The sequence below is a fragment of the Halosimplex rubrum genome, from assembly GCF_013415885.1.
GTDB lineage: Archaea > Halobacteriota > Halobacteria > Halobacteriales > Haloarculaceae > Halosimplex > Halosimplex rubrum.
Genome location: NZ_CP058910.1, coordinates 1,448,182 through 1,473,238, shown reverse-complemented (window position 1 = coordinate 1,473,238; position 25,057 = coordinate 1,448,182). Strand labels below are relative to the sequence as shown.

The following is a 25,057-nucleotide window of genomic DNA, read 5'->3' as shown; positions in this document are numbered from 1 at the left end:
TGCACTAAGACAATTTAGATTGTATTACGCCCCGGTAGCGTTGGATCCGGCGGTCGGCGGGGTGGTCGCTCAGTCGGTCCGGCGGTGGCCGTCCGAAGGGGCGGTCGGTGAGCCGCTGCGGTCGACCGATCCGAGGGGCGTCGCGGGTGTGATATCGGGGTCACGTGGTTCGGCGGGGTCCACGGCGGTGTCGTCGGTGGCTCTGGGGAGGCGGACGCGGAAGACGGCGCCGTCCCCGCCGTTTTCGGCGAGGTCGATCGTGCCGCGGTACTGCTCGACGAGTTTCGCGGAGAGGTACAGACCGATGCCGTGGTCGACGGCGAGCGTGTCCGGGCGGTCGAACAGGTCGGAGACCTCGCCCTGCGGGACGCCCGGGCCGTCGTCGGCGACGCGAACGGATACCTCGTCGTCGGCGACGGCCATCGTCACCGACACCGACACGGGACCGTCGCTGTGTTCGACGGCGTTCGCCAGCAGGTTGCCGAACACGCGTCCCAGCAACGGGTTCGCCTCGACGAGTGCGCGTTCGGGCACGTCCGCCTCGAACGTCGCCTCGTCGTACCGGGAGTCGGCCGTCTCGATCTGGGCGCGCAGGACCGACGCCGCGTCGACCGATTCGAGGGGTTTCTCGGTCCACGTGGCGTGCAGGAGCTCCCGGACGTTCTGGATCACCTCCGTCACGTCCTGGCTCTGGCGGTAGATCGTCGTGCCGCGGTCGTGCGCGGCTGTCCCGGGGTCGTGGTCGTTGCGCAACACCTCCGCGTTCCCGGAGATGACCTGCGTCGCGTTCAGGATCTCGTGTCTGAGTAGCCCGTTGAGATAGTCGAGGAAGTCCCGCTGACTGGCGGCATGCTCGGCGCGGAACTCGGCGCGGGCCGCGTCGACCGACCGCTGGATGGCCTTCGCCTCGGAGAGGCCGACGGCCAACCCTATCCCGGCGCCCACGGCCGCGCTCCAGCGCACCCACGCGACGAACATCCCGACCGAGGTGGTCCCGATCACGGCGATGAGCACGAGATTGAAGACCGCGGACGCGACGGCCGACCCGACGAACCACCGCCGGACCCGCGGGTATCGCTCGGGGTCCAGGTCGCCCTCCGGGAGTCGGTACCCGACGTACCCGATCCCGACGAGGAACGGGATCGTCGTGACGACACCGACCAGGAACTCCCCCGTGAACACCAGCGCCCCACCGCCTGTCCACTGCCCCCATCCGCTCGCACGGGCGATCGCCTCTGCGACCATCGTGACCGTCAGTAGTGCGGCCGAACCGACCACCTGTCGCGGGAAGCCCCCGGCCTCCGCGGACGCGTCCCCTGTCATACGTGTTCGTTTATCAAATTATGATAAATAACCGTCGGAATGGTATCCACCCACACACCACAGGACCGTCGGCTGTGGGGGCCGTAGATCGGATCGATCGATACGGCACCCGACGACGGAGCGCGAGTATCTTCTCTGAAAACAGGCGGGTCCGGCCGAGTCGTTCGTACGGGACACCCACGTCCAGGATCACGGCGGCGTGTCACACGCCTTCGCGTGCCGGGACCGGTGGTCCTCAGAACTCGTCGACGGGTTCGGGGACGACGCCCTCCTCGTCGTCGCCGCCGGCGAGGTCGTACTCCTCGCGGAGCTCGTGGATGCGGTCGCGGATGTCGGCGGCGAGTTCGAACTCCAGGTTGTCGGCGGCGTCCTCCATGCGCTCCTGGAGTCGTTCGATGGCGCGGGCGGCCTCCTCGTCGTCGTCGGGCGCCAGCGAGGCGGCGTCGCCGGTGTCAGTCTTGCTCCCGGGCAGCGACGATTCGCCGATCTCCTTGTCGATGGTCGTGGGCGTGAAGCCGTGTTCCTCGTTGTACGCCTCCTGGATCTCCCGGCGGCGGTTGGTCTCGGCGATGGCCGACTCCATGGCGTCGCTGGGGTCGTCGGCGTAGAGGACGACCTCGCCGTTGACGTTGCGCGCGGCGCGGCCCATCGTCTGGACGAGCGTCGTCTCCGAGCGCAGGAACCCCTCCTGGTCGGCGTCGAGGATGGCGACCAGCGAGACCTCGGGGATGTCCAGGCCCTCCCGGAGGAGGTTGATCCCGACGAGCACGTCGATCTCTCCCAGCCGGAGCGACCGGATGAGTTCGTGGCGTTCGAGCGTGTCCGTCTCGTCGTGCATATACTCGACGGCGACGCCCGCTTCCTCCAGATACTCGGTCAGGTCTTCGGCCATCCGCTTGGTCAGGGTGGTGACGAGCACGCGCTCGTCGCGGTCGACGCGACCGTCGATCCGGTCCATGAGGTCGTCGATCTGCCCCTCGGCGGGCGAGACCTCGACCGCGGGGTCGACGAGGTGGGTGGGACGGACGATCTGCTCGACGACCTGCTCGCTGTGTTCGCGTTCGTAGTCGGCGGGCGTCGCGGAGACGTAGAGGGTCTTGTCGGTCTTGTCCTGGAACTCCTCGAAGGTGAGCGGGCGGTTGTCGTAGGCCGTCGGGAGCCGGAACCCGTTGTCGATCAGCGACTCCTTGCGGGAGCGGTCGCCCGCGAACTGGCCCTTGATCTGGGGGATCGTCTGGTGGGACTCGTCGATGACGGTGAGGAAGTCCTCGGGGAAGTAGTCCAGCAAGGTGTACGGCGCGTCGCCCGACTCCCGTTCGGAGAGGTGGACGGAGTAGTTCTCGATGCCCGAGCAGTAGCCCGTCTCGCGCATCATCTCCAGGTCGAAGGTGGTGCGCTCGTCGATGCGCTGGGCGGCGACGGCGTCGCCGTTGCGCTCGAAGTACCTGACTCGCTCCTCCTTCAATTCCTCGATCTCGGCGATCGCGCGCTGGAGGCGCTGTTCGGGGATCGAGTAGTGTTCGGCCGGGTGGACGAGGACGGCGGGCTCGCTCGATTCCACCTCGCCCTCCAGCGGGTCGACCTTCAACATCCGGTCGATCTCGTCGCCCCAGAACTCGACGCGGACGGCGTAGCGGCCGTACATCGGGTAGATCTCCAGAGTGTCGCCCCGCACCCGGAAGGTGCCCTGCGTGAAGTCCACGTCGTTGCGCTCGTAGTTGAGGTCGACGAGCCGTTTGAGCACCTCGTCGCGGTCGATCTCCTGGCCGACCTCCAGTTCGAGGCTCATGTCGACGTAGTTCTGCGGGTCGCCCAGGCCGTAGATGGCCGACACCGAGGCGACGACGATCACGTCGTCGCGGGTGAGGAGCGAGCGGGTCGCGGAGTGGCGCAGGCGGTCAATCTCGTCGTTGATGGAGGCGTCTTTCTCGATGTACTTGTCGGTCTGTTCGACGTAGGCCTCGGGCTGGTAGTAGTCGTAGTACGAGACGAAGTACTCGACGGCGTTGTCGGGGAACAGCTCGCGGAACTCCTCGTAGAGCTGGGCGGCCAGCGTCTTGTTGTGGGCGATGACGAGCGTCGGCATCTGGGTCTCCTCGACGACCCAGGAGACGGTGTTGGTCTTGCCCGACCCGGTCACGCCGAGCAGGGTCTGTTCGTCCATGCCCCGGCGAAAGCCCGCGGCGAGCCCTTCGATCGCCTCGGGCTGGTCGCCCGCCGGGTCGAACGGCGCGTCGACGCGGAAGTCGCTTTCGGCGTCCGGCCTGTCCGGCGACAGGGGCCCCTCGGTGTCGCTCATTACCCGGAGGTAGGGTCGGACGAACTTGAGGAGCGCGGTCCGACCGGCGAGGCGCCCTCCGCTCTCGTCCCGCGTTCACCGGCGACGAGACCGACGACGCCTCGCGCGGTGGATATTTGACGGGGCCGAACCCACTCGCGGGTATGGCGATCGAAGACCGCGGCGACGCGAGCCTGATCACTCACGCGCTCGCGACGGACGTGTTGACCCGGTTGCGCGACGTGAAGACCGAACAGGTGGAGTTCCGGAAGGGACTCGTCAAGCTCGGCCGGATCTGCGGCTACGAGATCATCGACGGCGCGATGGAGACGGAGTACGTCGCCGTCGAGACGCCGCTGACCGAGACGATGGGCCAGCGCGTCAAGGGCCTCGACGACGTGGTCATCGTCAACGTGCTCCGCGCGGCGACGCCGTTCGTCGAGGGGCTGCTGAAGGCGTTCCCCCGCGCCCGCCAGGGCGTCATCTCCGCCAGTCGCGACGAGGCCGCCGGCATGGACGAGTCCGGGCGGTTCCCCATCTCCGTCGACTACGTGAAGCTCCCGGACATCGAGCCCGAGGACACCGTCATCGTCGCCGACCCGATGCTGGCGACGGGGTCGACGATGTGCGCCGTGCTGGAGCGGGTACTGGAGGGCCAACCCGAGCCCGAGAACCTGTTCGTCCTCTCGGCGGTGAGCGCCCCGGAGGGGCTGTTGCAAGTGAGCGAGGCCGTCCCGGAGGCCGAACTGCTCACCGTCGCGATCGACGACGAACTCGACGAGGACGGCTACATCGTGCCCGGACTCGGCGACGCCGGCGACCGGGCGTTCCGGACGACGGAGTAGGAGACGGCGGCGCGGCGTCGGTCAGTCCATCGCGACGTAGGTCTGGGTGTCCTCGATGCCCTCCAAATTCTGGATGTGGGTGGCGGCGACGGCCTTCACGTCGGCGGTCTCGTCGACGGTGACGGTGGCGATGAAGTCCACGTCGCCGGCGACGATGTAGGCGTCGTCGACCCCCTCCACGTCGAGTATCTCGGATTTGAGCCGCTCCGCGTCGCCGGAGTGGGCCTTGACCATGACGTAGGCGCGGACCATCTCAGGCGCCCCCCGTCGCGGCGACTGCCTCGCCGACGACTATCTGGCGCACGTCGTCCAGTTTCTCGAAGTCCGCGAGGATGGCGAGCGTGTCGCCAACTTCGAGCGACACGTCCTCGTCGGGGATGATGAGCGGGTCGCCCTGCTTGCCGAAGGCGAGCAGTTCCGTGTCGGCGGGCAGTTCGAGTTCGCTCAGGGTGTAGCCGCGCATCGGCGACTCCGGCGAGACGGTGAGCTCGACGAGCTGGAGGTTCTGCGCGATGTCGGCGACGGCGCGGATGTTCCCGCCGAGGAGGGCGTTCTTGGCGACGATGGCGCCCAGCCGCTCGGGGTAGATGACCTCGTCCACGTCGGAGGCGTACTTGCGGTAGATGTCCTCGCGGTACTCCTCGTCGATCCGGAGGACGGTGCGACAGCCGTGGTGTTTCGCGACCATGCACGCGACGAAGTTCGTCGAGAGGTCGCCCGTCAGCGCGCCGACGGCGTCGGCCGCTGCCAGGTCGACGGCGAGCAACACCTGCTCGTCGCTGGCGTCGCCCTCGATGACCTCGTAGCCCTCCGCCGTCGCGCGGTCGACCTTCGTCGGGTTGCGCTCGATGAGGACCACCTCGTGTCCGCTGTCTTCGAGTGCGCGTGCCGTTCGCAGCCCGACGCGGCCGGCACCCACGATAACGAATCGCATGGTAACGCGTACGACCAGACGGGGAATAAAGCTACCTCCGATCGCACCCCGATCTGTGGCTCCGAACCCCCGATCGATCCCCCAGCCGCTTGTGTGCGTGTCAGTCTCACCCTAGCCAATTACTGCCGGCTTCGAGGGACGGGGGAAGGTTTTTGGAGTCACCGAGAGAAGATCGTCCTACGATGGTGCGGGCCTTTATCATGGTGAAGACGGCGGCCGGGAAGTCCGAACAGCTGCTCGACTCGATCCGGGGGATCGACGGGGTCGAGGAGGCGCACATCGTCGCCGGCCAGTACGACATCATCGTCGAGGCGACCGGCGAGGAGGTGTACGACCTGATGCACGGCGTCGCGACCAGGCTCCGCGACCTCGACGGTATCGCCGACACGAAGACCTACATCTGTCTGGACTGACCGCTCCCGCGGTCGGACCCCGTCGCCCTCCGCTCGCCGCCCGCCGTTCGGCACCGATTTCGGTCACTCCCGCGACTCGTCGCCCGGGAGCCCCTCGCTCCCGGCGGCGGGCCGGTCGCCGGCGGCTCGCTCGGCGACCGCCCGGCGCTGGTCGCGGACCCGAGGCGGGAGCGCCGCGTAGGCGTGGTCGAACACGTCGCCGGGGTCGCGCTCGCTCCTCTCCGCGGCCGCCACGGCCTCGTCGATCTCGCCTTCGGCCGCCTCGCGCGCCGCCTCGACGAACCCATCGTCGACGACGCCCGCCTCGCGCAGGTAGTCGCCGTACCGCTCCAGCGGGTCGGCGGTCCGCCAGTCGGGCAGGTCCTCGGCCGCGGCGTCGCGGTAGCGGTCGGGGTCGTCGCTGGTGGTGTGCGCCCCCTGCCGGTAGGTCAGGCTCTCGACGAGGACCGGGTCGCCCGACAGCGCCGACTCCCGGGCCTCGGCGACGGTCTCGTAGACCGCGACCGGGTCGTTGCCGTCGACTCGCACGCCCTCGAACCCGTAGGCGCGGGCCTTCCCGGCGACGGTCTCGCTCGCGGTCTGGCGGTCGGTCGGCACGCTGATCGCCCAGCCGTTGTTCTCGCAGAAGAAGACGACCGGCGCCGAGAACACGCCCGCGAAATTGAGGGCCTCGTGGAAGTCCCCCTCGCTCGTGGCGCCGTCGCCGAGACAGGCGCACGCGACGCGCTCGTCGCCGCGGTGTGCGGCGGCCATCCCCGCGCCGACCGCGTGGGGGAGCTGGGTCGCGATCGGCGTCGCCTGCGTGAACGTGACCGGCCGCCGGCCGGCGTGGGTCTCCGACCCGTCCGCGGGTTCGTACTCGGAGAACCCGCGGCGAAACCGGAGGATATCGGCGGGCGAGCGACCGCGGGCGAGCTGCATGGCGTTCGAGCGGTAGGTCGGGAAGAGCCAGTCGTCGTCGGTCAGGGCGCGGGCGGCGCCGACCTGGGACCCCTCCTGGCCCACGAAGGGGGGATAGCCGCTCATCCACCCGCGGCGCTGGAGCGCGACCGCCCGCTCGTCGAAGACGCGAGCGCGGACGATGTCCCGAAGCAGCGCGCGCGCCAGGTCCGGGTCGACGCTCGTCTCGCTCAGCGACCGCTCGCCGATGACGCGGTGCATGCCGTAGACTGTGGAGCGGCGGCGGGAAAGCGATTGCGTCGGTCCGGACGGCGACCCGGCCGAGACGGCGCCCGCTCGCAGTCGACACCTCAAAGAGCGCGCGGCGCCAACGGCCGGTATGGTCACCGCCGTCGACGCGGTCGAACTGGTCTTCCTGATCGTCGTCCACAGCGCGGTCGCCGCCCTGATGACGCGCTTTTTCCGCGTGCGCCTGTCGACCCGGTGGGGTGGGTTCCTCTACGCCGGCGTCCTCGTGCCCTTCGCGTTACTGCTGTCGACGCTGTTTTTCAGCGGCATCCTGCCGCTGGGACCGAACCTGGGGTCGGCCGGCGCCGTCGTGACGCTGATCATCCTCCTGCCGACGGTGGCGGGCATCACCTTCGATTACTTCTGGATGCCCTCCCCCGACGAGGTGGACCTGCCCGAGCGCTGGGACAGGGACGAGCGACCCAGCCGCTACGAGAACCGCTGACCGGTCGCCGCGACGCCGGAGCCCGCCGGCGCGGACCGCACCGCGAGCTCACTCCCCCAGCACGTCCAGCACGGCCGACTCCACGTCCGAGAGCACCGCTTCCTGGGGGCGGGTCGCGTCGATCCGGACGAACCGCTCGGGGTCGTCGTCGATCAGTCGCTCGTAGTTCTCGCGGACCGATTCGAGGAACCCCACCTGCTCCATCTTGTTGGTCGACCCCGCCCGGCGGGCGCCGGTCTCGGGGTCGACGTCGAGGTAGACCGTCGCGTCCGGGCGGCGAGTGAAGGGAGCGTGTACGTCGCGGACGTAGTCGAGCGGATCGGAAACGTCGAGGTGCGGGTGGGCGTCGAGCGTCGCGCCCTGGTAGGCGTACCGGGAGTCGGAGTAGCGGTCGGAGACGACGAGCCGGCCCTCCGAGAGCGCCGGCCGGACCACCCGGTCGAGGTGGTCGGCGTGGTCGGCGGTGTAGAGGAACAGCTCGGCCAGCGAGTCGGCGTCGGGGTCGCCGATCGAACGGGCGACCGCCTCGCCGTACCACGAGTCGGTGGGCTCGCGGGTGAACACCGCGTCGGCGGGCAGGGCGTCGCTCTCGGCGAGGTGGGCGGCCGCAGAGGACTTCCCGCTGCCGTCGAGCCCCTCCAGCGTCACGAGCATACCTGCCCGTCTCGGTGGCCCCACCTAAACGACTCGGTAGCGCGACGAGGCGAGACGAACGATCGCGGCCGAGTCACCGAGACGGCGCCGAACGGCCCGAGACGATAGCCTCATCCCGGCCGACACCGACGAGGTGGATATGACCGACCACTTCGAGGTCCACGAGCGCGACGGGGCGGCCCGTCTCGCCGAGGTGCGCCTCGACTCGCCGGTGACGACGCCCGCCTTAGTCACCGACGCCGACCGCGACGACGACGCGCCCGAAGCGGGGGTCGCGGCGCCGGTCCTGGCCGACCCCGGGACCGGCTGGGCGACCGAACCCGACGCCCCCGACGGCGACGACGCGCGACTCACCGTCCTGCCCGCCCGCGGGTTCCCCTCGGGGACCCCCGACGAGGTGCAGGAGGCGTTCGCGCCCGAGGTCCCCGAGACCGACTATCCGAGCGCCGCCGTGATCTCCGCCGACACCGCCGCGGACCTGGGCACCGACGCCTACGTCCTCTCCGGAGCACCCGGTATCGCCGGCCACGCCGAGAAGTTCGTCGACTCGATGGTTCGGGTCCGCGAGGCGATCCCCTACGACGCCGCGCTCTACCTGCCGGGCGTCGCCACGCCCGCGAACGTCGCGACGCTGGTCTACGCTGGCGTCGATCTGGTCGACGCCGACCGCGCCGTCGTCCGCGGCACGCAGGGCCGCTATCTCACCGTCGACGGCCACCAGTTCCTCGAAGACCTCGACGAACTCCCCTGCGCCTGTCCGGCCTGCCAGCAGCCCCGCGAGGCGTTCGACCGGATGGACTGCGCCCGCCACAACGTCAACGCCCTCGAAGCGGCGCTCAAGACCGTCCGCCGACGGATCCGCGACGGCCGCCTGCGCGACTACATCGAGGGCCAGGCCCGCCACGAGCAGTGGCTCACCGCCGTCTTCCGGCGGCTCGACCAGCAGTACGGCTATCTGGAGGAGCGCACCCCCATTCTGCGCCAGGCCGAGATCACCGCCGCGACCGAGGACACCGTCCGGCGAGTCGAGATCCAGCGCTTCGCCGAGCGAGTCACCTCGCGCTATCGCAACCGCTTCGACAACCCGCTCGTGCTGGTGCCCTGCTCGGCGCGGAAACCCTACAGCGACTCCCAGAGTCACGGCCAGTACCACGACGCCGTCCAGTGGCGCGCCCACAAGGTGTCGATGACCTCGCCCATCGGGTGCGTCCCGCAGGAACTCGAACTCACCTACCCCGCCCAGCACTACGACTCCGTCGTGACCGGCCGCTGGAGCGCGAACGAGATCGAGTTCGTCGCGAGCGTGCTGGAACGCTACCTGGAGCACACCGACTATCCCCGCGTCATCGCGCACGTCCCCGAGGACTACCGCCCGATCTGCGAGCGCGTCGAGCGGTCGCTCGGCACCGAGTTCACCTACACCGTCGAGGACCACCCCACCACCACGGAGTCGCTCGGGAACCTCGCCAGCGAGCTCTCGGGCGAGCTGAAATACGGCAAGCGCGAGCGCCAGCACAACACCGTCCGCGCCATCGCCGACTACCAGTTCGGCGCCGGTGCCGGCGACGAGCTGTTCGACGACCTGACGATCCGCGGCAGCCACCCCGGCCTGCAGGCCCACGACGGCGACGGCGAGCAGCTCGCGGTGGTCGTCCGCCCCTACGGCACGCTGGCGTTCACGCTCGCCGGCGCCCGCCACTGGGCCGAGAGCGACGCGCCGACCAAGCGCGTCGAGATCGACGACTTCGTCCCCCACGGGAGCGTCCTCGCGCCGGGGATCGTCGACGCCGACGAATCGATCCGCGTCGGCGACGAGGTGGTCTTCGAGGGACCGAGCGCCTTCGCCGTCGGTCGCGCGGAGATGTCCGGCCCGGAGATGGCCCGCTCGACCCGCGGGATCGCCGCGCAGGTCCGCCACGTCGACGAACTGTAGTCGGCGGTGCGGTGGCGCGCGCTGTCGCGCGCTTTCATGCGCGCGGCGTAGCCGTGCGAGGGATGAGTGAGTGAGCGGAGCGAACGAGCGAATCGGTTGGGGAGGTGTGTGGCCGTCTACGGTCGCTGTCGCGGTTTCGATTCTGGTGGATTGAAAGGGCGAGACGCGCTCGCGGGCGTTCATCGCGTGCTATCGCTCGCGGGCGTTCATCGCGTGCTATCGCTCGCGGTCGTCACTGTTTGTTCCAGACCGACACAAACAGAAACAGCCGTTACAACTGAGACACGAATCGAACGAACTCGCGAGACACCCGATGACGCTTATCGCGTGCGATAATCGCCCCCAAATAGTTATCTCGGGGAGCGGGGAACGTGGAGCCAACGTGACGGGACGGACCGACCGACGGGGTGGCGCGGGTCGCGGACGCGCGAGCGGGGGACGCCGATGAGCGGCGACTCGGTGCGGTACGCGTGGCTCCCGGAATCGGCCCGGAGCGAGCGGGTCGCCCGCGTCGCCGCGACGTTGACGCGCGTGGTGTTCGGCGGCCGTCCCGGTCTGGCGCTGTTCTGCGGGGCGCTCGCCCTGTACGTGTTGACCTGGCGGATGGGCGTCTTCTTCAACGACATCGGGCTGTACCCGTGGATGCTCGAACGGCTGGCCGACGGCCACCTGTCGCTGGGCGTCCCGGGCGAGCTCGACCAGGGGTACCCCGGGATACACTATCGGGACGGGCGGGTGTGGGGTCGCGGCTACGGGCTCGTCGCGCTCGCGCTGCCGGTCTACTGGGCGGTCGAAGTCCTCGACCCGCTGGTCGACCTGCGCTGGCTGGTCGTGGTCGGGTTCAGCGGGCTGACGCTCGCGACGGCGCTGCTCGTCGGCGACCTGGTCGGCCACCGCCGACGCGGTCTCGCGGCCGGCGTCGGGCTGGGGACGCTCGCACTGGCTGGCAACGCCTGGTTCTACAAGTCCTACATCGGGGAGCTGTCGATGTTCGCGCTTCAGATCGCGACGATGCTCGCGGGCGCGGTACTCGTCGCGGCCGTCTACCGGTTGCTGGCGTCGCGTCACGGGACGACCGTCGGGCTGCTCGCTGGCGCGACCGTCCTGCTGGGGACGCCCGTCGCCTTCTGGGCGAGCACGCCCAAGCGCCACACGCTCTCGGCGATGTTCGTCGTACTCGCCGTCTACGCGTTCGCGGCGAGCCGCGAGCGCGACCGTGCGCCGCTGGAGGCCGCGGCGCTCCGTGGCGGTGCCTACGCCTGCGGCGGCCTGCTCGCGTGGGTCCACGCCCCCGAGGGGATCACGCTGCTGGGTGCGCTGGCCGCCGTCGACCTGCCGACCGCCCCGAGAAACGACCGACGGACGCTGGCCGTCGTCGCCGGGCTGGCCGGCCTCTCGCTCGTCCCGTACCTCGCGACCAACGCCGTCGTCTCGGGCAACCCGCTGCTCCCGCCGCACTTCCTCGACTCCTACCACGGCGAGTCGCTGGCCGAACTCACCGACGGTGGGGCGGCGGGCGGCGGGAACGGTGGGAGCGGCGGAGCCGCGTCGGCCGGCGGTGGCGACGCCGCAGGCGGGACCGGCGGGAGCGCGGGATCGGCGTCCGGCGGCGCCCTCGCCGCTATCGTCGGGACCGTCGCCGCGGTCGCGGGGACGGTCGTCGCCGGGTTCGAGGCGGTCCGCCCGCTGGCGCGGCGAGCGCTGGACATGTACGTCGGCGGGTTCGTCGCGCTGCTCACCGAGCCGGAGGGGGTCTTCCGGACGTTCGTCCGCTGGGGCGAGGCCGACAAGAACGTCTCGAACCTCTTCTTCGACGGGAAGACGAACCTCTCGGTGCTGGAATCGGCGCCCGTGCTCGCGGCGCTGGTCGCGCTGCCGCCGGTACTCGGCCGGTGGAGCGGCCGCGTCCGCGCCGGCGAGCGGCGCCTCCGCGAGGCCGTCGACCCCGTGGACCTCCTCGTCCTCGTGTTCGCGGCGCTGTTCCTCTCGCTGTACGTCGGCAACCTCCCGGTACAGGTCCAGGCGACCGTCCGCTATCTCCACCCGATCTATCCGCTCGCTGTCTACGGGATCTTCCGGATCCCGGAGGTCCGGTCGCTGCTCACCGAACGAACCCGGGCGGCCGCCCTCGGCTACGAGGCGGGCATCCTGCTGGGGGCGCCCGTCGCCTTCGGCGCGCTCCTGTTTTTCGACGCGTCGAAGGGCGAGGTCGTCCAGCCGTTCGGGCTGGCGTCGCTGGCCGCCGCCGCGGTCCTGGCGGTCGCGCTGCTGGCCGGTCGCCGCGACGACCGCGCCAGAGGGGTCGCCGCGGGCGCCTTCGGCGTCGCGACCGCGATGGCGACCGTCTACCTCCTGCTCACGTCGTTCGTCCTCTTCCACTACGGCCCCTCGGCGCTGCCGGCCGTCGACGCGCTCAGCGGCGAGTTCCGCTGGCTCGCGCTGACGAACGGCTGACCCGCGACCACCCCGCTCGCGCTCCGCGAGGCAAGCCCGCGACCGCGGAGGTTTTATCGCCCGACCGGATAGGACGGGGCAATGAGCCAGCCGAGCCCCGACGTCTACGAGCAGGGCAAGGGGATGGACGCCCACAACAAGGTGATGCGCGAGGTGCGCTCGCGCAACGACGCCAGCTACGACCCGCGCGAGCCCACGCGGGTCTGGCTCGACGAGGACAACACCCCCGACGGCTTCGTCAACTCGCTCACCATCATCCTCAACACCGGCGGCTGCCGCTGGGCCCGCGCCGGCGGCTGCACCATGTGCGGCTACGTCGCCGAGTCCGTCGACGGCGGCAGCGTCCCCCACGAGGACCTGATGGCCCAGATCGACGCCTGCCTCGAACACGAGCAGGAGAACGCCGAGGACCTCCGCGGCGAGCAGGCCGATCTGATCAAGATCTACACCTCCGGGTCCTTCCTCGACGAGCGCGAGGTGCCCGCCGAGACCCGCCAGGCCATCGCCGACACCTTCGCGGATCGGGACCGCATCGTCGTCGAGTCCCTGCCCGATTTCGTCGACCGCGAGAAGATACGGGAGTTCACCGAACACGGGCTCGACTGCGACGTGGCCATCGGGCTGGAGACCGCCACTGACCGCGTCCGCCGGGACTGCGTCAACAAGTACTTCGACTTCTCCGACTTCGAGGACGCCTGCGAGGAGGCGCGGGCGGTGGGAGCGGAGCGACCACCGCCGGACGAGCGAGCGGCGACCGACGAGAGCCGCGAGCAGGGACGCGGCGGCGTCAAGGCCTACCTCCTGATGAAACCGCCCTTCCTCTCGGAGGGCGAGGCCGTCGCGGACATGAAGCGGTCGGTCCGGCGCTGTCTCGACGTGGCGGGGTGTCACACCGTCTCGATGAACCCCTGTAACGTCCAGCGCTACACGATGGTCGAAGACCTCTACCACGAGGGCGGCTACCGTCCGCCGTGGCTCTGGTCGGTCGCCGAGGTGCTGGAGGCGACGGCGGACGTCGACGGCATCGTCGTCTCCGACCCCGTCGGCCACGGCTCCGAGCGCGGCCCGCACAACTGCGGCGACTGCGACGACCGCCTTCAGCGCGCCGTCAAGGACTTCGACCAGCGCCAGGACCCCGCCGTCTTCGACCAGGTCTCCTGCGACTGCCGGCGCACCTGGGAGGCCGTCGTCGAACGCGAGCGCAGCTACTCCCTCCCCCTGGCGCGATAGCCGTCCGACCGCTCCCCGGGCGGTTCGACCCGAAACGATCCCCTCCTGAGCGCGTCGGTGTGTCTGCCGTTGGCACGGGTCGGTCCGGTACAGTCCTGCGATTACACTTTCACTCCGGTTGCCGTGGGTTTTTATGCGTCTACGATCAAGGCAATCGTAGGGGCCCTGGAGACCCCGACTGTCACACGCTCCAGCCCCTACGTTCCCCCATCCTATCCTTATCGTCCGCAGTGACGACGCCGTGTTCGGCTCTATCGAGGCCTCGGTGCGGGCGAACGCCGAGACCCCTCGCCGCGACCGCGGTCGCGGCCTCCGAAAATCGGAGCGGTCCGTGGGCGAAAACCCACGCCGCTGCACCGCCACCGCACCGCCACCGCACCGAACCGTCACTGCACCGCCATCGCATCGTCACCGCACCGACGCGACCGAACACGCTTCCCCGAGTCGGAACGGACTTTTGCCAGGAGCGCATTCCCGGAGACACCGATGAACGCGGACGCGGTCGTGCTCGACGTCGACGGCGTACTCGTCGACGTGGCCGACTCCTACCGCCGGGCGATCGTCGAGTCGGTGTCCCGGGTCTACGGCGACACTATCGAGAAAGCCGATATCCAGCAGTTCAAGGACGCTGGCGGCTTCAACAACGACTGGGAACTCACGTACGCGGCCGCGCTGTACGTGCTCGCGCGCGACGAGGGGCTCGCGCTCTCGCTCTCCTCTTTCACCGACCGGGTAGCCGCCACGGGCGGCGGCGTCTCCGCGGCCGAGACGGTCGTCCTCGACGCGCTCGGCCCCGCCGAACGCGAGCGCGTCATGAACGAGTGGGACCCCGACCGCCTCCGGCAGGTGTTCCAGCAGCTGTACCTCGGGAGCGACCTCTACCGCGACCTCGAAGGCGCCGAGCCCGACGCGGACACGCCGGGCTACATCCACGACGAACCCGTCATCATCGACGACGAGACGATCGAGGCCCTCGACGCTCGCTACGACGTGGGCGTCCTGACGGGCCGACCCGCGCCCGAAGCCGACATCGCGCTCGACCGCGCGGGTCTGGACGTGCCCGACGAGCACCGCTTCACGATGGACGACTGGGAGGCGGGCAAGCCCCACCCCCGGGCGCTCGTGACGCTGGCCGAGCGCTTCGACGCCGAGCGAGTCGTCTTCGTCGGCGATACGCTCGACGACATCCGGACAGCGGTCAACGCCGCCGACGAGGACCCCGAGCGAACCTACCGGGGCGTCGGCGTCCTCACCGGCGGGCTGACCGGCGAGGAGGGTCGCCGGAAGTACGAGCGGGCGGGCGCGACCGCAGTGATCGACTCCGTCAACGACCTGCCCGAGTGGCTGGACGGCGACGACTGAGGGCCCGTCGTTCGGCGACGGGTAGTCCGTCGGGCCGACGACACGTGACCCGGCCGTTCGCCGAATCGCTAACCCTTATCCTGATCTCGGCCCACGCTCCGGTATGGACATCGCACTGCTGGGCGGGACCGGCGACATCGGCGAGGGACTGGCGCTGCGGTGGGCGTACCACACCTCCCACAGCGTGGTCGTCGGCTCCCGGGACGCCGAACGCGCCGAGAACAAGGCCGAGGAGTACGCGACCGAACTCGACAGCCGCGGGGTCGACAGCGACATCGCCGGCGCCGAGAACGCCGCGGCCGCCGCCCGCGCCGACGTGGTCGTCGCCGCGGTCCCGGCCTACCACCTCACCGACACGATCGAGGCCGTCGCCGACGAACTGGACGCTGGCGACGTGCTCGTCTCCCCCGCCGTCGGGATGAAACGCGACGAGGACGGGATGCACTACAACAGACCGGGCGCCGGCAGCGTCACCGCGCTGGCGGCCGGTGCGGCCCCGGACGACGTGGCCGTCGTCGGCGCGTTCCACAACCTCGCCGCCGACCGCCTCGCGAACCTCGACGCCGAACTGGACGTGGACACGCTCGTCGTCGGCGACGACGAGGACGCCGTCGACACCGTCTCCGCGCTCGCCGAGGGCATCGAGGGCCTGCGCGCGGTCTCCGCCGGCGGTATCGCCAACGCCGCGGAAGTCGAGGGGCTGACGCCTCTCCTGATCAACATCGCGATGAACAACGAGGGGATGCACGACGTGGGCGTGAAGTTCGACTAGCGGCTGACTCGAGCTCACTCGGTCGCTCCCGGTAGCGATTCGACCAGATCGACCGCCGCGTCGACGGCGGCCGCTCCCTTTTCGATGCGCTCCCGCGCCTCCGCCGCGCTCATGTCCGGTCCCTGGACGCCGAAGGTGACCGGCGTGTCGCGGTCCACGCTCACGGCGCTCAGTTGCCGTGCGGCCGCGTGCGTGACGACCCGGTCGTGGCCCGTGTCGCCCGTGATCACGACGCCCAGTGCGACCACCGCGTCGATCGCCTCCCGGCGGGCGAGTCGGTCGGTCGCCAGCGGCGCGTCGTAGACGCCGGGGACGGCCACCCGTTCGGCGACCGTGGCGTCGCGCCGGTCGGCGTTCGTCCGCGCCCGTTCCTCCATCTCCGCCGCGAGGCCCTCGTAGAACTCCGCGACGACGAGTCCGAGCGAGACCATGAGCGCGGTCCGTCACAGAGCCATAAATCCGTTATCGTTCCCAGAAACGAGACAGGAAACGACGATGGCCGCGTCGCTCCCGCTGTCGCTCGGGGCGTTCGAGAAACGGAGAGCGAAAGCGGCGGCTCAGGCGGAGGCCTGGTTGAGCGCGTCCTCGATGTCGTCGGCCTGGGTGACGCCGACGAACCGCTCGACGATGCCGTCGTCGTTCTCGACGATGAGCGTCGGCAGCGAGCGGACGTGGTACTCGTTGGCCACGTCCTGCTCCTCGTCGACGTTGATCTTCTCGAACTGCACCTCGCCGTACTCGTCCGCGAGGTCGTCCAGAATGGGGTCCTGAGTCTTGCAGGGGCCACACCAGTCGGCGTAGAAGTCCTTGAGCGTGACTGTCATGGGTTCACCGAAAGTTGCGAATCCGGAGAGATAAGGGTTTCCACTACCGCCGATCGGCCGCCGTGACGGTCGCGCGAGTGACAGCTTCGGCGGCTCCGTCGCCGGCGCGCACTTCCGGTGGGAGCGGCCCGGCGCGCCGGGGTCAGGACGAAAGGCTTAGGCGGGCGGGGGCGGGAGGGAGAGACATGAGCAGCAACGACGGCGGCGGACTGATGTCCAGCGCGGGCCTGGTCCGGTACTTCGACGCCGAGGACCGCAACGCCATCCGCATCGACCCGAAGACGGTCATCGCCTTCGGCGCCATGTTCGGCTTCCTCGTGCTCGTCCTCCGCGCGACCCTCTGAGGGAGGCGGCGTTCCGAGTCCGCGGACGACCAGAGTGGCGACGGCTGCGAACCGCCGTCGCGAGCCGTGACCGCGACGTTTTCAAGCCCCGGCCGCGAACCCGCGGGTATGCACTTCGACCAGCGGACGCAGGCGGCGCTCCGCGAGGCCGGTCTCTCGACCGAGGAGATCCAAGACGCCTCCGAGCGCGTCGTCGCGGCGACCCGCGAGGCCGCCGACGGCCTCGAAGCGTTCTTCGCCGACAGCGGGACCGTCTACTCCGACATGGACCAGGCCCACTCGGCCGAGGAGTTCCCCGAGCACACCGTCGAGTACCTCGATCTCTTCACCCACGCCGACGACATCCGCGGGTACCTCCGGTTCGACTCCTGGGGCGTGCCCGTCGAGGGCGGTCGGATTCTCTCCGACGACGTGGTCGAACTGTCGCTGGGGCCGACGGTGGACGACCGGGTCCGCTTCGCCGCCGACCGCGACGCCCTATGAGCGGCGACGAGCAAACCGGTGACTCGACCGTCCGCGTCCGCGGCATCTACACGACGGCGCTGACGCGGCTGTTCGAGGATCGGGGCCTGTCGGTCGTCCAGGCGTCGCCGCCGATCCGCGACCGCTTCGACGACGAGTTCGCCGTCGCGCCCGCCGGCGCCGCGGTCTCGACGACCGACGACCGACAGGGGGTCGGGATCGTCGGCGACGCCGAAGCGGTCGCGGCGGCGCTCGACGCCGCCCTCGGGGTCGGAACGGACGCGCTGGCCTGGCGCGACCCGACGCCGCGGGGCGCCGTCTACGCCGGCGAGGTGATCGAGACGCTCGGCAGCGGCGCGGTCGTCGAACTCGGCGGTGGTGCCGTCGAGGACGAGCGGTCGTCGTCCGAGCCCGAGTCCACGTCACTACCGCCCGTCGCCGGGACCGACCCCGAGGGGTTCCTGCCGTACTCGAAGACGGCGGCCCACGTCGAGGAAGGGGATCGCCTGCGCGTCCAGGTGAGCGAACCCGCGGCGCCGTGGGGGTCGGGTCGACCGGTCCTCGACACGACCGTCCGGGTTCAGGCCGGGCTGGCGACGCTCGTCCGCGGCTCGTCGCCGGGCGGTAACGGGCCGGAACTGGCCGATCTGCTCCCGGTCGACCCGCCCGAGGGCTGGGGGATCGACTGGGACCGGGCGGCCGACGACGCGGACCTCGACGCACTTGGCGACGCCCTCGACGGCCTCGTCGAGCGGGCGGCCGCGCTCGATTCGGCGTTCGACGACGCGCCCGCCCCGGAGGAGGCGGCGCCGCACTGCTACTGGGCCGGCGAGGCGACGGCCTGGCTCTGGTTCGGCCGCGAGTCGCGGTTCGGCCTCGACGACCGCCGCCGCGACGTGACGGCGACGATGCCCGGTCACCACCGCACGAAGGCCGCGACCAACGGCGCCAGCGCGGCGGTCGACTTCGTCGAGGCGGTCTGTCCCGACGCCGGGACCGGCGGCGAGACGGACTTCCCGTTCGACGCCGTGACGCGGCAGTTCGGCCCGATAGAGGGCGACGGCGTCCGCATCGACCACGGCAAGCCCGACGGGCGCATGTTCTCGCTCGGGACCGGCGAGGTGACCCGTCGGGACGCCGACGGCACCGTCGTCGTCGAGCGGGAGATGTCCGGCCGCGGCACCTACGACGCGCTCGGCGTCGACCAGCAGACGGGCGACGTGGCCGTCACGAAACTCACCGAGGGCAAGTGGTGGTACCCGACGGTCTACCGCGGCGAGGACGGCGAGAAGCGCGGCACCTACGTCAACATCTGCACGCCGGTCGAGGTGTTCCCGTCGGCGGTTCGCTACGTCGACCTGCACGTCGACGTGGTCAAACACGCCGACGGCCGCGTCGAGCGGGTCGACGACGACGAACTCGACGCCGCCGTGGCGGCCGGCCACGTCCCCGAGGCCCTCGCGGAGAAGGCCCGCAGCGTCGCCGGTGCGGTCGAGAACGCGCTCTGACCGACTACTCCTCGTTCTCGCCCGCGCTCCCGTCCAGCAGTCGCCACGCACCGATTCCGAGCCCCGCCAGCGCCGCGGCGGGACCGAACCCCGGGCCGTCGCCGGCGGTCGCGCCCGCCGGTTCGGTCGCGCCGGTCCCGCCCGCCGGTTCGGTCGCGTCGGTCCCGCTCCCGTCACCGCCGTCGTTCCCGCTCCCGTCGCCCGCGTCGGTCGCCGGTCGCCCGCCCGACTCGGTCGGGACGGTAGTCGCGTCGGTCGGCCCGGGAGCGGGCGTCGGCGTCGCTCGGGCCACGTCGGGGAACGTGTAGACCCTCGCGGGCGCGTCGAGGTCGGACGGGTCCTCGAAACTGGTGGCGACGACCGCCTCGCCGGGCGCCGCGAGCCGGGCCGTCCAGAAACTCGTCGACGACGACCGCCGGAAGTACCGCACGCGCTCGGGTTCGGCCGGGTCCGACAGGTCGTGGACGGCGACGCCGCCGCGGTACCACGACGAGTACAGGTGGCCCGCGGCCAGTTCGAAGTTGTGCGCGGTCGTCCGGACGCCGTTGATATTGGAATCCGCCGTCGGCGGCGGGTCGATGGTCGACAGGTGCTCGGGCGAACGGGGGTCGTCGATGTCGTAGATGGCGACCCCGCTCGGGCCGCCGGGATCGTCGGGGCCCGGTGTGGTGCCCTCCTTCCCGAAGTTGGAGTTCCAGCTCTCCTTGCCGACCGCGAGCAGCGAGCTATCCGGATCGGTCGCGGCGTAGTGGTCGTTGCCGGGCGGTTCCGAGCGCTCGCGGGCGACCGCCAGCCCGTCGAGTTCGGCCAGCGTCTCGGGGTCGCGCTCGCGCACGTCCGCGACGTACTCTGGGTCGGCGGGGTCGGACACGTCGAGGACCCACGTTCCGGCGTCCCAGTACGCGAGGAAGGCGAAGCCGTCGCGGACGAACGCGTCGTGGAGCGTCCGCAACTGCCCGGGGACCGTCTCCCAGACCGGGTCGTGGTCCAGCACCGACCAGCGGGCGACCTCGCGGGGCTCCGCGCGGCCCACGTCCACGACGAGCAGCGGGTTGGCGTCGCGGTCGCTCCGAGTGAGGTAGGCGTACTCGCCCGCGAGGTCGCAGTTGTGGACCGGGTAGGCCGTCTCGTAGGCCCGCAGGAACGCGGGGTCGGCGGGCTCGCTCACGTCGAACAGCGCGACGCCGTAGAAGCTGCCGGGGTCGTAACCCGCGGGACCGGCGACGAGCAGGCGCCCGTCGTCGTACTTCACGTCCCGGATGCCGCCCATCGTCTGGGTCGTCCCCGGCGGCGAGATCTCCCGTTCGCTCGCGACGACCGTCGGGTTCGCGGGGTCGCGCAGGTCGAGGACGGCGAACCCGTCGCCGACCGCGACGAACGCCGTCCCTCCGTCGGGGGTCAGGACCGCCCCCGTCGCGCCCTCGACCGCGACGCTGCCGAGCGGTTCGTAGCCGGCGGTGGGCGTCGCGACCGCTTCCGTGGGGGTGGGCGTCGGCGTCCCGGACGGCGTCACCGTCGCGGTCGGGTCGGCGCTCGCGGTGGTCGCGTCCCCGGCGGCGCCCGCTCGCGACGACGGGCGAGCGTCGCCCTCGCGGGCCGTCAGGGCGGCGACGGTCGAGAGGCCGGCGGTCCCCGCGACCGCCCGGAGGAACTGGCGTCGATGCACGTCCCCGGTCTAGCGGTCGACGGGTATCAGTTTCCCGGTGGGTGCCGGGACCGACGCGTTCACGCGTCGTCGTCGCGGTCGCCGAGCCGCCAGGCGCCGATGCCCAGCGCGGCCAGCCCGGACAGCACGCCCAGGCCGGGACCGTCGCCGCTGGTGGTGTCGGTGGCCCCGCCGGTCGACCCGTCCGTCGCCGTGTCGGTGGCGTCCGCGGCCCCGCCGGCCGTCGCCGTCGCGGTCTCGCCGGCCATCCCGCTCGTCGCGGTCGGCGAGTCGGTCGGCGTCGGCGAATCCGTCGGGGTCGCGGTCGCCGTCGGCGAGCCCGCGGGCGTATCGGTCGGCGTCGCGGTCCCGGTCGACGCCGTCGTCTCGACGGGGTCGGCCGTCGCCGTCGGCAGGTCGACTTCGGCGCCGGAGGGCGTCACCGTCGCCGCGTTGTCGGAAGGGTCCGGGAACGTGTAGAACGCGCCCGGGCCGCCCTGCTCGGTCGGGTGGACGTAGCTCGTCGCGATGAAGAAGTCGCCGGGGACGCCGACCCGTGCGGTCCAGAAGCTCGCCCGGTCGCCGTTCTCGTAGTGGGCCAGCTGTTCGGGACTGGCCGGGTCGGAGATATCGTGGACCTTCACACCGCCGCGGTACCACGACGAGTAGAGGTAGTCGCCGACGATCTCGAAGTTGTGCGAGGTGGTGTAGTAGCCGCCGTTTCGGCGGGCGGTCTCGCCCTCGGGCGGCTGGGGTGGCTCGATCTCCGTCAGCCGTTCGGGGCTGGCGGCGTCGGAGATGTCGTAGAGGATGATCCCGCTCGGCCCGCCGATGTCCTCGTCTTCGGGTTCGTCGTCTTCGACCCCGCCCTCGACGTTCCAGCTCTCCCCGCCGACGGCGAGCAGGTCGCCGTCGTCGTCGGGCTGAACGTAGTGTGCGTTGCCCTCCGGTTCGAGCGCGTACTCGATCGCTTCGGCCCCGCTGACCTCCTGGAGCTCCGACAGGGAGTACTCGGCACCGTGACCGACGTACGACGGGTTCGCGGGGTCGCTCACGTCGAGGATCCACGCCCCGGCGTCCCAGTACGCCAGGTACGCGCGCCCGTCCTGGACGTACATGTCGTGGAGGTTCACCAGGTTGCCGGACAGTTCCCCGTAGCCCGCGTCGTACTCGGCGGGGGACCACCGCGCGACCGACTCGGGCTCGTCGGGAGCCACGTGGACGATGTCGAGCTCGCGACCGGTCGTCAGGTAGGCGTACTCCCCGTGGAAGTCGGAGTTGTGGATGGTGTAGGTCGTCTCGTAGGTCTTCATCGGCCGCGGGTCCGTCGGGTCGCTCACGTCGTAGATGGCGATGCCGCGGAACCCGCCGGCCGCCCGCGAGGTCGCCAGCATCAGCCGGCCCCGGTTGTACTTGATGTCGTAAAACCCAGTGATTGCGCGGCCGCCCGACGCGGTGATCCCGGTGTAGGTACCGACTACCTCGGGGTTTTCGGGGTCGGCGCAGTCGACGACGTAGAAGCCGTCGACCCGCGAGGCGAAGGCGTACCGACCGGAGGGCTCCATCACCGCCTCGGTGGTCTGGAACCCGGTCTGGTCGTTGGACACGTCGAAGCTGGCCAGCGGGCCGTAGCCGTCGCCGGCGTCGGTGCCACTCGCCGTCCCGGTCCCGGCCGTCTCGGCGGTGGCGGTCGGCGTCGCGGTCGTCTGAGAGGAGGGCGATGCGTCGTCGTCGCTGCCGGCGGCGGTCAGGGCGCTCCCTGCGATCCCTGCGAGACCGGCAGCGCCGACTGCGGAACGGAGGTATTCACGGCGGCGCATACGCCTCACTCTCCGGACGGCTGTCGTTTAGGCTTGCTGATTTTTCGCCCCTTCGCGACGGCCGGCCGGCCCGCCGGGCGCGAACGCGCCCCTTTTCCACCCCCGCACTGTACGACCTTCCATGTTCGAGTCACGCCCGGACCGAGACGCCGAGGTCGCCCTCGTCGGTCGGTCCAACGTGGGCAAGTCGACGCTCATGCGCGAGCTCACCGGCCACACCTTCGACACCGGCCAGCGACCGGGCGTCACCCGCTCGCCCAACCACTTCGACTGGGCCGGCGAGGACTTCGTCATCACCGACCTCCCCGGTTTCGGCTTCATGGAAGGCGTCCCCGAGGACGTGCGCGAGCAGACCAAGACCGACATCGTCCGCTACATCGAGGACAACGCCGAGAAGATCCTGGCCGCCGTCCTCGTCGTCGACGGCAAGGCCGCCGTCGACATCATCGACCGCCACTCGGGCCCCGACGAGGTCCCCTACGACGTGGAGATGTTCCACTTCCTCCGCGACGTGGACGTGCCCGTCGTCGTCGCCGTCAACAAGATGGACAAGGTCGACGACCGCGACGAACGACTGAACGAGCTCTGCGACCGCCTCGGCCTCTACCCCCCCTGGAAGCAGTGGCAGGATACCATCGCCCCCATCTCCGCCAAACGGGGCTCCATCGAACCCATGACCGAAGCCGTCCGCCACCACCTCCACGAAGCCGAGCGCGACGACCTCTTCCAGTTCTTCTGAGGCCATCTTTTGCCACACGGGTTCCCCGCAGGCGCGCGGATGCTCAGTGCAGAGGCTGAGTTCATCACAACGGCAGCACCAACTCATTTCCCTGCCGAACCCCACCGCTTCTTTACCGTGGCGTCTTGGCTTAACGGGCCATAGTTTGGCAGCCCTCTGACCGTCCAGATAGCGACCGGCTACAAAACCTCCAGAGTGGAAGGTTTATACTGGGGGCACACCGGCATATACTGTGATCACGCCTGTCAAATTGTCCGAGACGACAGATCCAGGACAGGCGTTTGAGTCGGTAATTGCAATCGACGAAACGGGAATACACGAAGACAGAATACCGACTGTTGTAAGCGCCTCATTCATCGACAGAGAACAGTCAGTCCAGATCGTGAAGAAACTGCTCAATGTCGGTGCTGAGCCCTGGATACAAAAATCGACGGACTTGGATATCAGTGACATCTACAGATTCTTTAAGCAAACTGAGATACCGTCCCGAGCGCGAGCAGCTTGGGGATCACCTAATCGCGGCCAGCGGGCACTCATGGCCGTCGAAGCGGTAAAAGAAGTCGTCCCAGCAGGAGTCTCACACGACGGCGACACGACAAACTGTCTCGTCATACTGGATGGTCGTGTCTCAAACTTCGGGGGAAAACAGAACATCCTACGCTCTCGATCGGAGATACTCGACGACTACTTCGAGGACCAGAACAACGTCAACATCGCTTTCGCTACCCTTGAAAAAGGCGACAGAACGTACCCTGAAGTCACTGTGGCGGATTGCGCTTGCAACGTATTTCGCCATCGAATAGAACAGGGGAACGCAGTTGAACAATTAGAAAAGGTTCAGCGTTTCGATAGCTCACGGTCTGTCCCGTCCGTTGATTTTGAGGACCGCATTTATCAACTGGCTCCGAAAGGCGTCGCTCAGAAGAACACGTTTGAGTCGAAGGTGGCGGCGTGGCTGACAGGACACCGCCCATCAGAAGACGCACTCGGAGAGCTGTCACAACAACAATTTGAAACTCTTGTTGAGAACCGTATTGACGATGAAGACATCTCTCAGTACGTTATTGACACCAGAAACCGACTGGGGAGTCAACAGGTGTGAGCCACTACCTCACTTCCCTTCCCAGACCACGCACCACGGAACCGTGGTGTTGGCCTGCTCCCGTATTCATCTGAAATACAGGAGCCGAGCTACAAAAATATTCTGCTTCCAGAGCAACCGTCTTAATGTCCTGAGGGTCGGATCAACTGTCTCCGTTGTTTCACTACCGATACAATTCGCGTAGGTTGCCATGCTGCATACGCACTCTGAGCCGATCGGTGAGACGAGTGCTGTCATCGAAGCAGGACCACCGTCGCCCGTACCACGAACCGGCGACTCACCGGTCGGAAACGACCGGGCCCGAGAGACGGGCCAAAACGAGCGTTCCGTCCGCGCTCACGAGGCCACGAGGGTGGTCAGGCGACGTTGAATCCCTTGTCTCGAAGGAAGTCCTCGACGCGTCCAGTGTGGTTGCCCTGGAGCTCGATGGAGCCGTCCTCGACGGTGCCCCCGCAGGCGAACTTCGATTTGAGGTCCGACGAGAGGCTGTCCATGTCGACGTCCTTCGGGTCGAATCCCTCGATGATCGTTACCTCTTTCCCGTATCTGCGCTCGTCGATGTGGACGCTGATCTCCTGGGAGTCCTTGGCCACGTCCTCGCAGACGCAGAGCTCCTGGGGCAGCCCACACGTGGAGCAGACCTCAGACATACTGACCCGCGTGTCCGGTCTCGGTGGTTGACGGGCTGTGACTGAGGTCGTGCGGCGTACTCGCCTTGTTCAGCGAGCAGACTTCCGACATTACGCATCCGCCTACGAAATCGACCTATTAAACACTGTCGG

The 25,057-nt window shown here is 69.5% G+C and carries 24 protein-coding genes; 13 read left to right on the top strand and 11 right to left on the bottom strand.

Features of this window, described 5'->3' with window-relative positions; genetic code table 11:
• Positions 1 to 69: 69 nt before the first annotated feature.
• Positions 70 to 1,323 carry a sensor histidine kinase gene (locus tag HZS55_RS07260; RefSeq protein ID WP_179911034.1) on the bottom strand — a complete coding sequence of 418 codons (1,254 nt, stop codon included), beginning with the start codon at positions 1,321 to 1,323 and terminating at the stop codon, positions 70 to 72.
• 235 nt (positions 1,324 to 1,558) lie between these two features.
• Entirely contained in the window at positions 1,559 to 3,622 is a 2,064-nt protein-coding gene (gene uvrB, locus HZS55_RS07255; protein ID WP_179911033.1) for an excinuclease ABC subunit UvrB, read from the bottom strand.
• A 143-nt stretch (positions 3,623 to 3,765) separates the two neighbouring features.
• Between uvrB and upp the strand changes: the two genes are divergently transcribed.
• Positions 3,766 to 4,446 (top strand): uracil phosphoribosyltransferase, encoded by a 681-nt coding sequence (gene upp, locus HZS55_RS07250; RefSeq protein ID WP_179911032.1) that lies wholly within the window; start codon positions 3,766 to 3,768, stop codon positions 4,444 to 4,446.
• A 21-nt stretch (positions 4,447 to 4,467) separates the two neighbouring features.
• On the opposite strand, the gene HZS55_RS07245 is transcribed toward upp, so the two are convergent.
• Entirely contained in the window at positions 4,468 to 4,698 is a 231-nt protein-coding gene (locus HZS55_RS07245; protein ID WP_179911031.1) for an Lrp/AsnC family transcriptional regulator, read from the bottom strand.
• Position 4,699: 1 nt separating this feature from the next.
• Positions 4,700 to 5,380, bottom strand: a complete 681-nt coding sequence (locus HZS55_RS07240) for a potassium channel family protein (RefSeq protein ID WP_179911030.1) — start codon at positions 5,378 to 5,380, stop codon at positions 4,700 to 4,702.
• Positions 5,381 to 5,562: 182 nt separating this feature from the next.
• On the opposite strand from HZS55_RS07240, the gene HZS55_RS07235 reads away from it, so the two are divergent.
• Positions 5,563 to 5,793: an Lrp/AsnC family transcriptional regulator gene (locus tag HZS55_RS07235; protein ID WP_179911029.1), complete on the top strand. Its 231-nt coding sequence runs from the start codon at positions 5,563 to 5,565 to the stop codon at positions 5,791 to 5,793.
• A 63-nt stretch (positions 5,794 to 5,856) separates the two neighbouring features.
• Here the strand turns inward: HZS55_RS07235 and HZS55_RS07230 are convergent, their stop codons facing one another.
• Positions 5,857 to 6,954: a thiamine pyrophosphate-dependent enzyme gene (locus tag HZS55_RS07230; RefSeq protein ID WP_179911028.1), complete on the bottom strand. Its 1,098-nt coding sequence runs from the start codon at positions 6,952 to 6,954 to the stop codon at positions 5,857 to 5,859.
• Between the two features lie 118 nt (positions 6,955 to 7,072).
• Here HZS55_RS07230 and HZS55_RS07225 point away from each other — a divergent pair, with 118 nt between their 5' ends.
• A complete protein-coding gene (locus tag HZS55_RS07225) occupies positions 7,073 to 7,426 on the top strand; it encodes a hypothetical protein (protein ID WP_179911027.1) in 354 nt (117 codons plus the stop codon).
• A 48-nt stretch (positions 7,427 to 7,474) separates the two neighbouring features.
• On the opposite strand, the gene tmk is transcribed toward HZS55_RS07225, so the two are convergent.
• Complete coding sequence (gene tmk, locus HZS55_RS07220) at positions 7,475 to 8,080, bottom strand: dTMP kinase (protein WP_179911026.1); 606 nt, start codon at positions 8,078 to 8,080, stop codon at positions 7,475 to 7,477.
• 139 nt (positions 8,081 to 8,219) lie between these two features.
• On the opposite strand from tmk, the gene arcS reads away from it, so the two are divergent.
• The 5 genes from arcS to npdG all read left to right on the top strand — a co-directional run bounded on the left by arcS (position 8,220) and on the right by npdG (position 15,831).
• A complete protein-coding gene (arcS, locus tag HZS55_RS07215; RefSeq protein ID WP_179911025.1) occupies positions 8,220 to 10,013 on the top strand; it encodes an archaeosine synthase subunit alpha in 1,794 nt (597 codons plus the stop codon).
• A 444-nt stretch (positions 10,014 to 10,457) separates the two neighbouring features.
• Entirely contained in the window at positions 10,458 to 12,467 is a 2,010-nt protein-coding gene (locus tag HZS55_RS07210; protein ID WP_179911024.1) for a hypothetical protein, read from the top strand.
• A gap of 81 nt (positions 12,468 to 12,548) precedes the next feature.
• The gene (locus HZS55_RS07205; protein WP_179911023.1) at positions 12,549 to 13,697 is read left to right on the top strand and encodes an archaeosine biosynthesis radical SAM protein RaSEA; all 1,149 of its coding nucleotides are present in this window, start codon (positions 12,549 to 12,551) and stop codon (positions 13,695 to 13,697) included.
• 486 nt (positions 13,698 to 14,183) lie between these two features.
• Complete coding sequence (locus HZS55_RS07200; RefSeq protein WP_179911022.1) at positions 14,184 to 15,059, top strand: TIGR01548 family HAD-type hydrolase; 876 nt, start codon at positions 14,184 to 14,186, stop codon at positions 15,057 to 15,059.
• Between the two features lie 103 nt (positions 15,060 to 15,162).
• Entirely contained in the window at positions 15,163 to 15,831 is a 669-nt protein-coding gene (gene npdG, locus HZS55_RS07195; RefSeq protein ID WP_179911021.1) for an NADPH-dependent F420 reductase, read from the top strand.
• A gap of 14 nt (positions 15,832 to 15,845) precedes the next feature.
• Here npdG and ribH read toward each other — a convergent pair whose 3' ends face one another.
• On the bottom strand, positions 15,846 to 16,262 hold the full coding sequence (gene ribH, locus HZS55_RS07190; RefSeq protein ID WP_179911020.1) for a 6,7-dimethyl-8-ribityllumazine synthase: 417 nt from the start codon (positions 16,260 to 16,262) through the stop codon (positions 15,846 to 15,848).
• Positions 16,263 to 16,388: 126 nt separating this feature from the next.
• Positions 16,389 to 16,655: a thioredoxin family protein gene (locus HZS55_RS07185; RefSeq protein WP_179911019.1), complete on the bottom strand. Its 267-nt coding sequence runs from the start codon at positions 16,653 to 16,655 to the stop codon at positions 16,389 to 16,391.
• Positions 16,656 to 16,840: 185 nt separating this feature from the next.
• On the opposite strand from HZS55_RS07185, the gene HZS55_RS07180 reads away from it, so the two are divergent.
• The 3 genes from HZS55_RS07180 to HZS55_RS07170 all read left to right on the top strand — a co-directional run bounded on the left by HZS55_RS07180 (position 16,841) and on the right by HZS55_RS07170 (position 18,969).
• Positions 16,841 to 16,999 carry a preprotein translocase subunit Sec61beta gene (locus HZS55_RS07180; protein ID WP_006881971.1) on the top strand — a complete coding sequence of 53 codons (159 nt, stop codon included), beginning with the start codon at positions 16,841 to 16,843 and terminating at the stop codon, positions 16,997 to 16,999.
• A gap of 108 nt (positions 17,000 to 17,107) precedes the next feature.
• Positions 17,108 to 17,482, top strand: coding sequence for a DUF7532 family protein (locus HZS55_RS07175; RefSeq protein ID WP_179911018.1), 375 nt, complete (start codon positions 17,108 to 17,110; stop codon positions 17,480 to 17,482).
• On the top strand, positions 17,479 to 18,969 hold the full coding sequence (locus tag HZS55_RS07170) for a DUF402 domain-containing protein (RefSeq protein WP_179911017.1): 1,491 nt from the start codon (positions 17,479 to 17,481) through the stop codon (positions 18,967 to 18,969). Before HZS55_RS07175 ends, HZS55_RS07170 begins: the two co-directional genes overlap by 4 nt.
• Before the next feature lie 4 nt (positions 18,970 to 18,973).
• On the opposite strand, the gene HZS55_RS07165 is transcribed toward HZS55_RS07170, so the two are convergent.
• Together HZS55_RS07165 and HZS55_RS07160 are read right to left on the bottom strand one after the other, a co-directional pair.
• Positions 18,974 to 20,635: an LVIVD repeat-containing protein gene (locus tag HZS55_RS07165; RefSeq protein ID WP_179911016.1), complete on the bottom strand. Its 1,662-nt coding sequence runs from the start codon at positions 20,633 to 20,635 to the stop codon at positions 18,974 to 18,976.
• Positions 20,636 to 20,694: 59 nt separating this feature from the next.
• Complete coding sequence (locus HZS55_RS07160; RefSeq protein ID WP_179911015.1) at positions 20,695 to 22,434, bottom strand: LVIVD repeat-containing protein; 1,740 nt, start codon at positions 22,432 to 22,434, stop codon at positions 20,695 to 20,697.
• 121 nt (positions 22,435 to 22,555) lie between these two features.
• Here HZS55_RS07160 and engB point away from each other — a divergent pair, with 121 nt between their 5' ends.
• Positions 22,556 to 23,173, top strand: coding sequence for a GTP-binding protein EngB (engB, locus tag HZS55_RS07155; RefSeq protein ID WP_179911014.1), 618 nt, complete (start codon positions 22,556 to 22,558; stop codon positions 23,171 to 23,173).
• A 232-nt stretch (positions 23,174 to 23,405) separates the two neighbouring features.
• Positions 23,406 to 24,275, top strand: coding sequence for a hypothetical protein (locus HZS55_RS07150; RefSeq protein ID WP_179911013.1), 870 nt, complete (start codon positions 23,406 to 23,408; stop codon positions 24,273 to 24,275).
• A gap of 356 nt (positions 24,276 to 24,631) precedes the next feature.
• Here the strand turns inward: HZS55_RS07150 and yciH are convergent, their stop codons facing one another.
• Positions 24,632 to 24,925, bottom strand: coding sequence for a stress response translation initiation inhibitor YciH (gene yciH / locus HZS55_RS07145; RefSeq protein WP_179911012.1), 294 nt, complete (start codon positions 24,923 to 24,925; stop codon positions 24,632 to 24,634).
• Between the last annotated feature and the right edge of the window lie 132 nt (positions 24,926 to 25,057).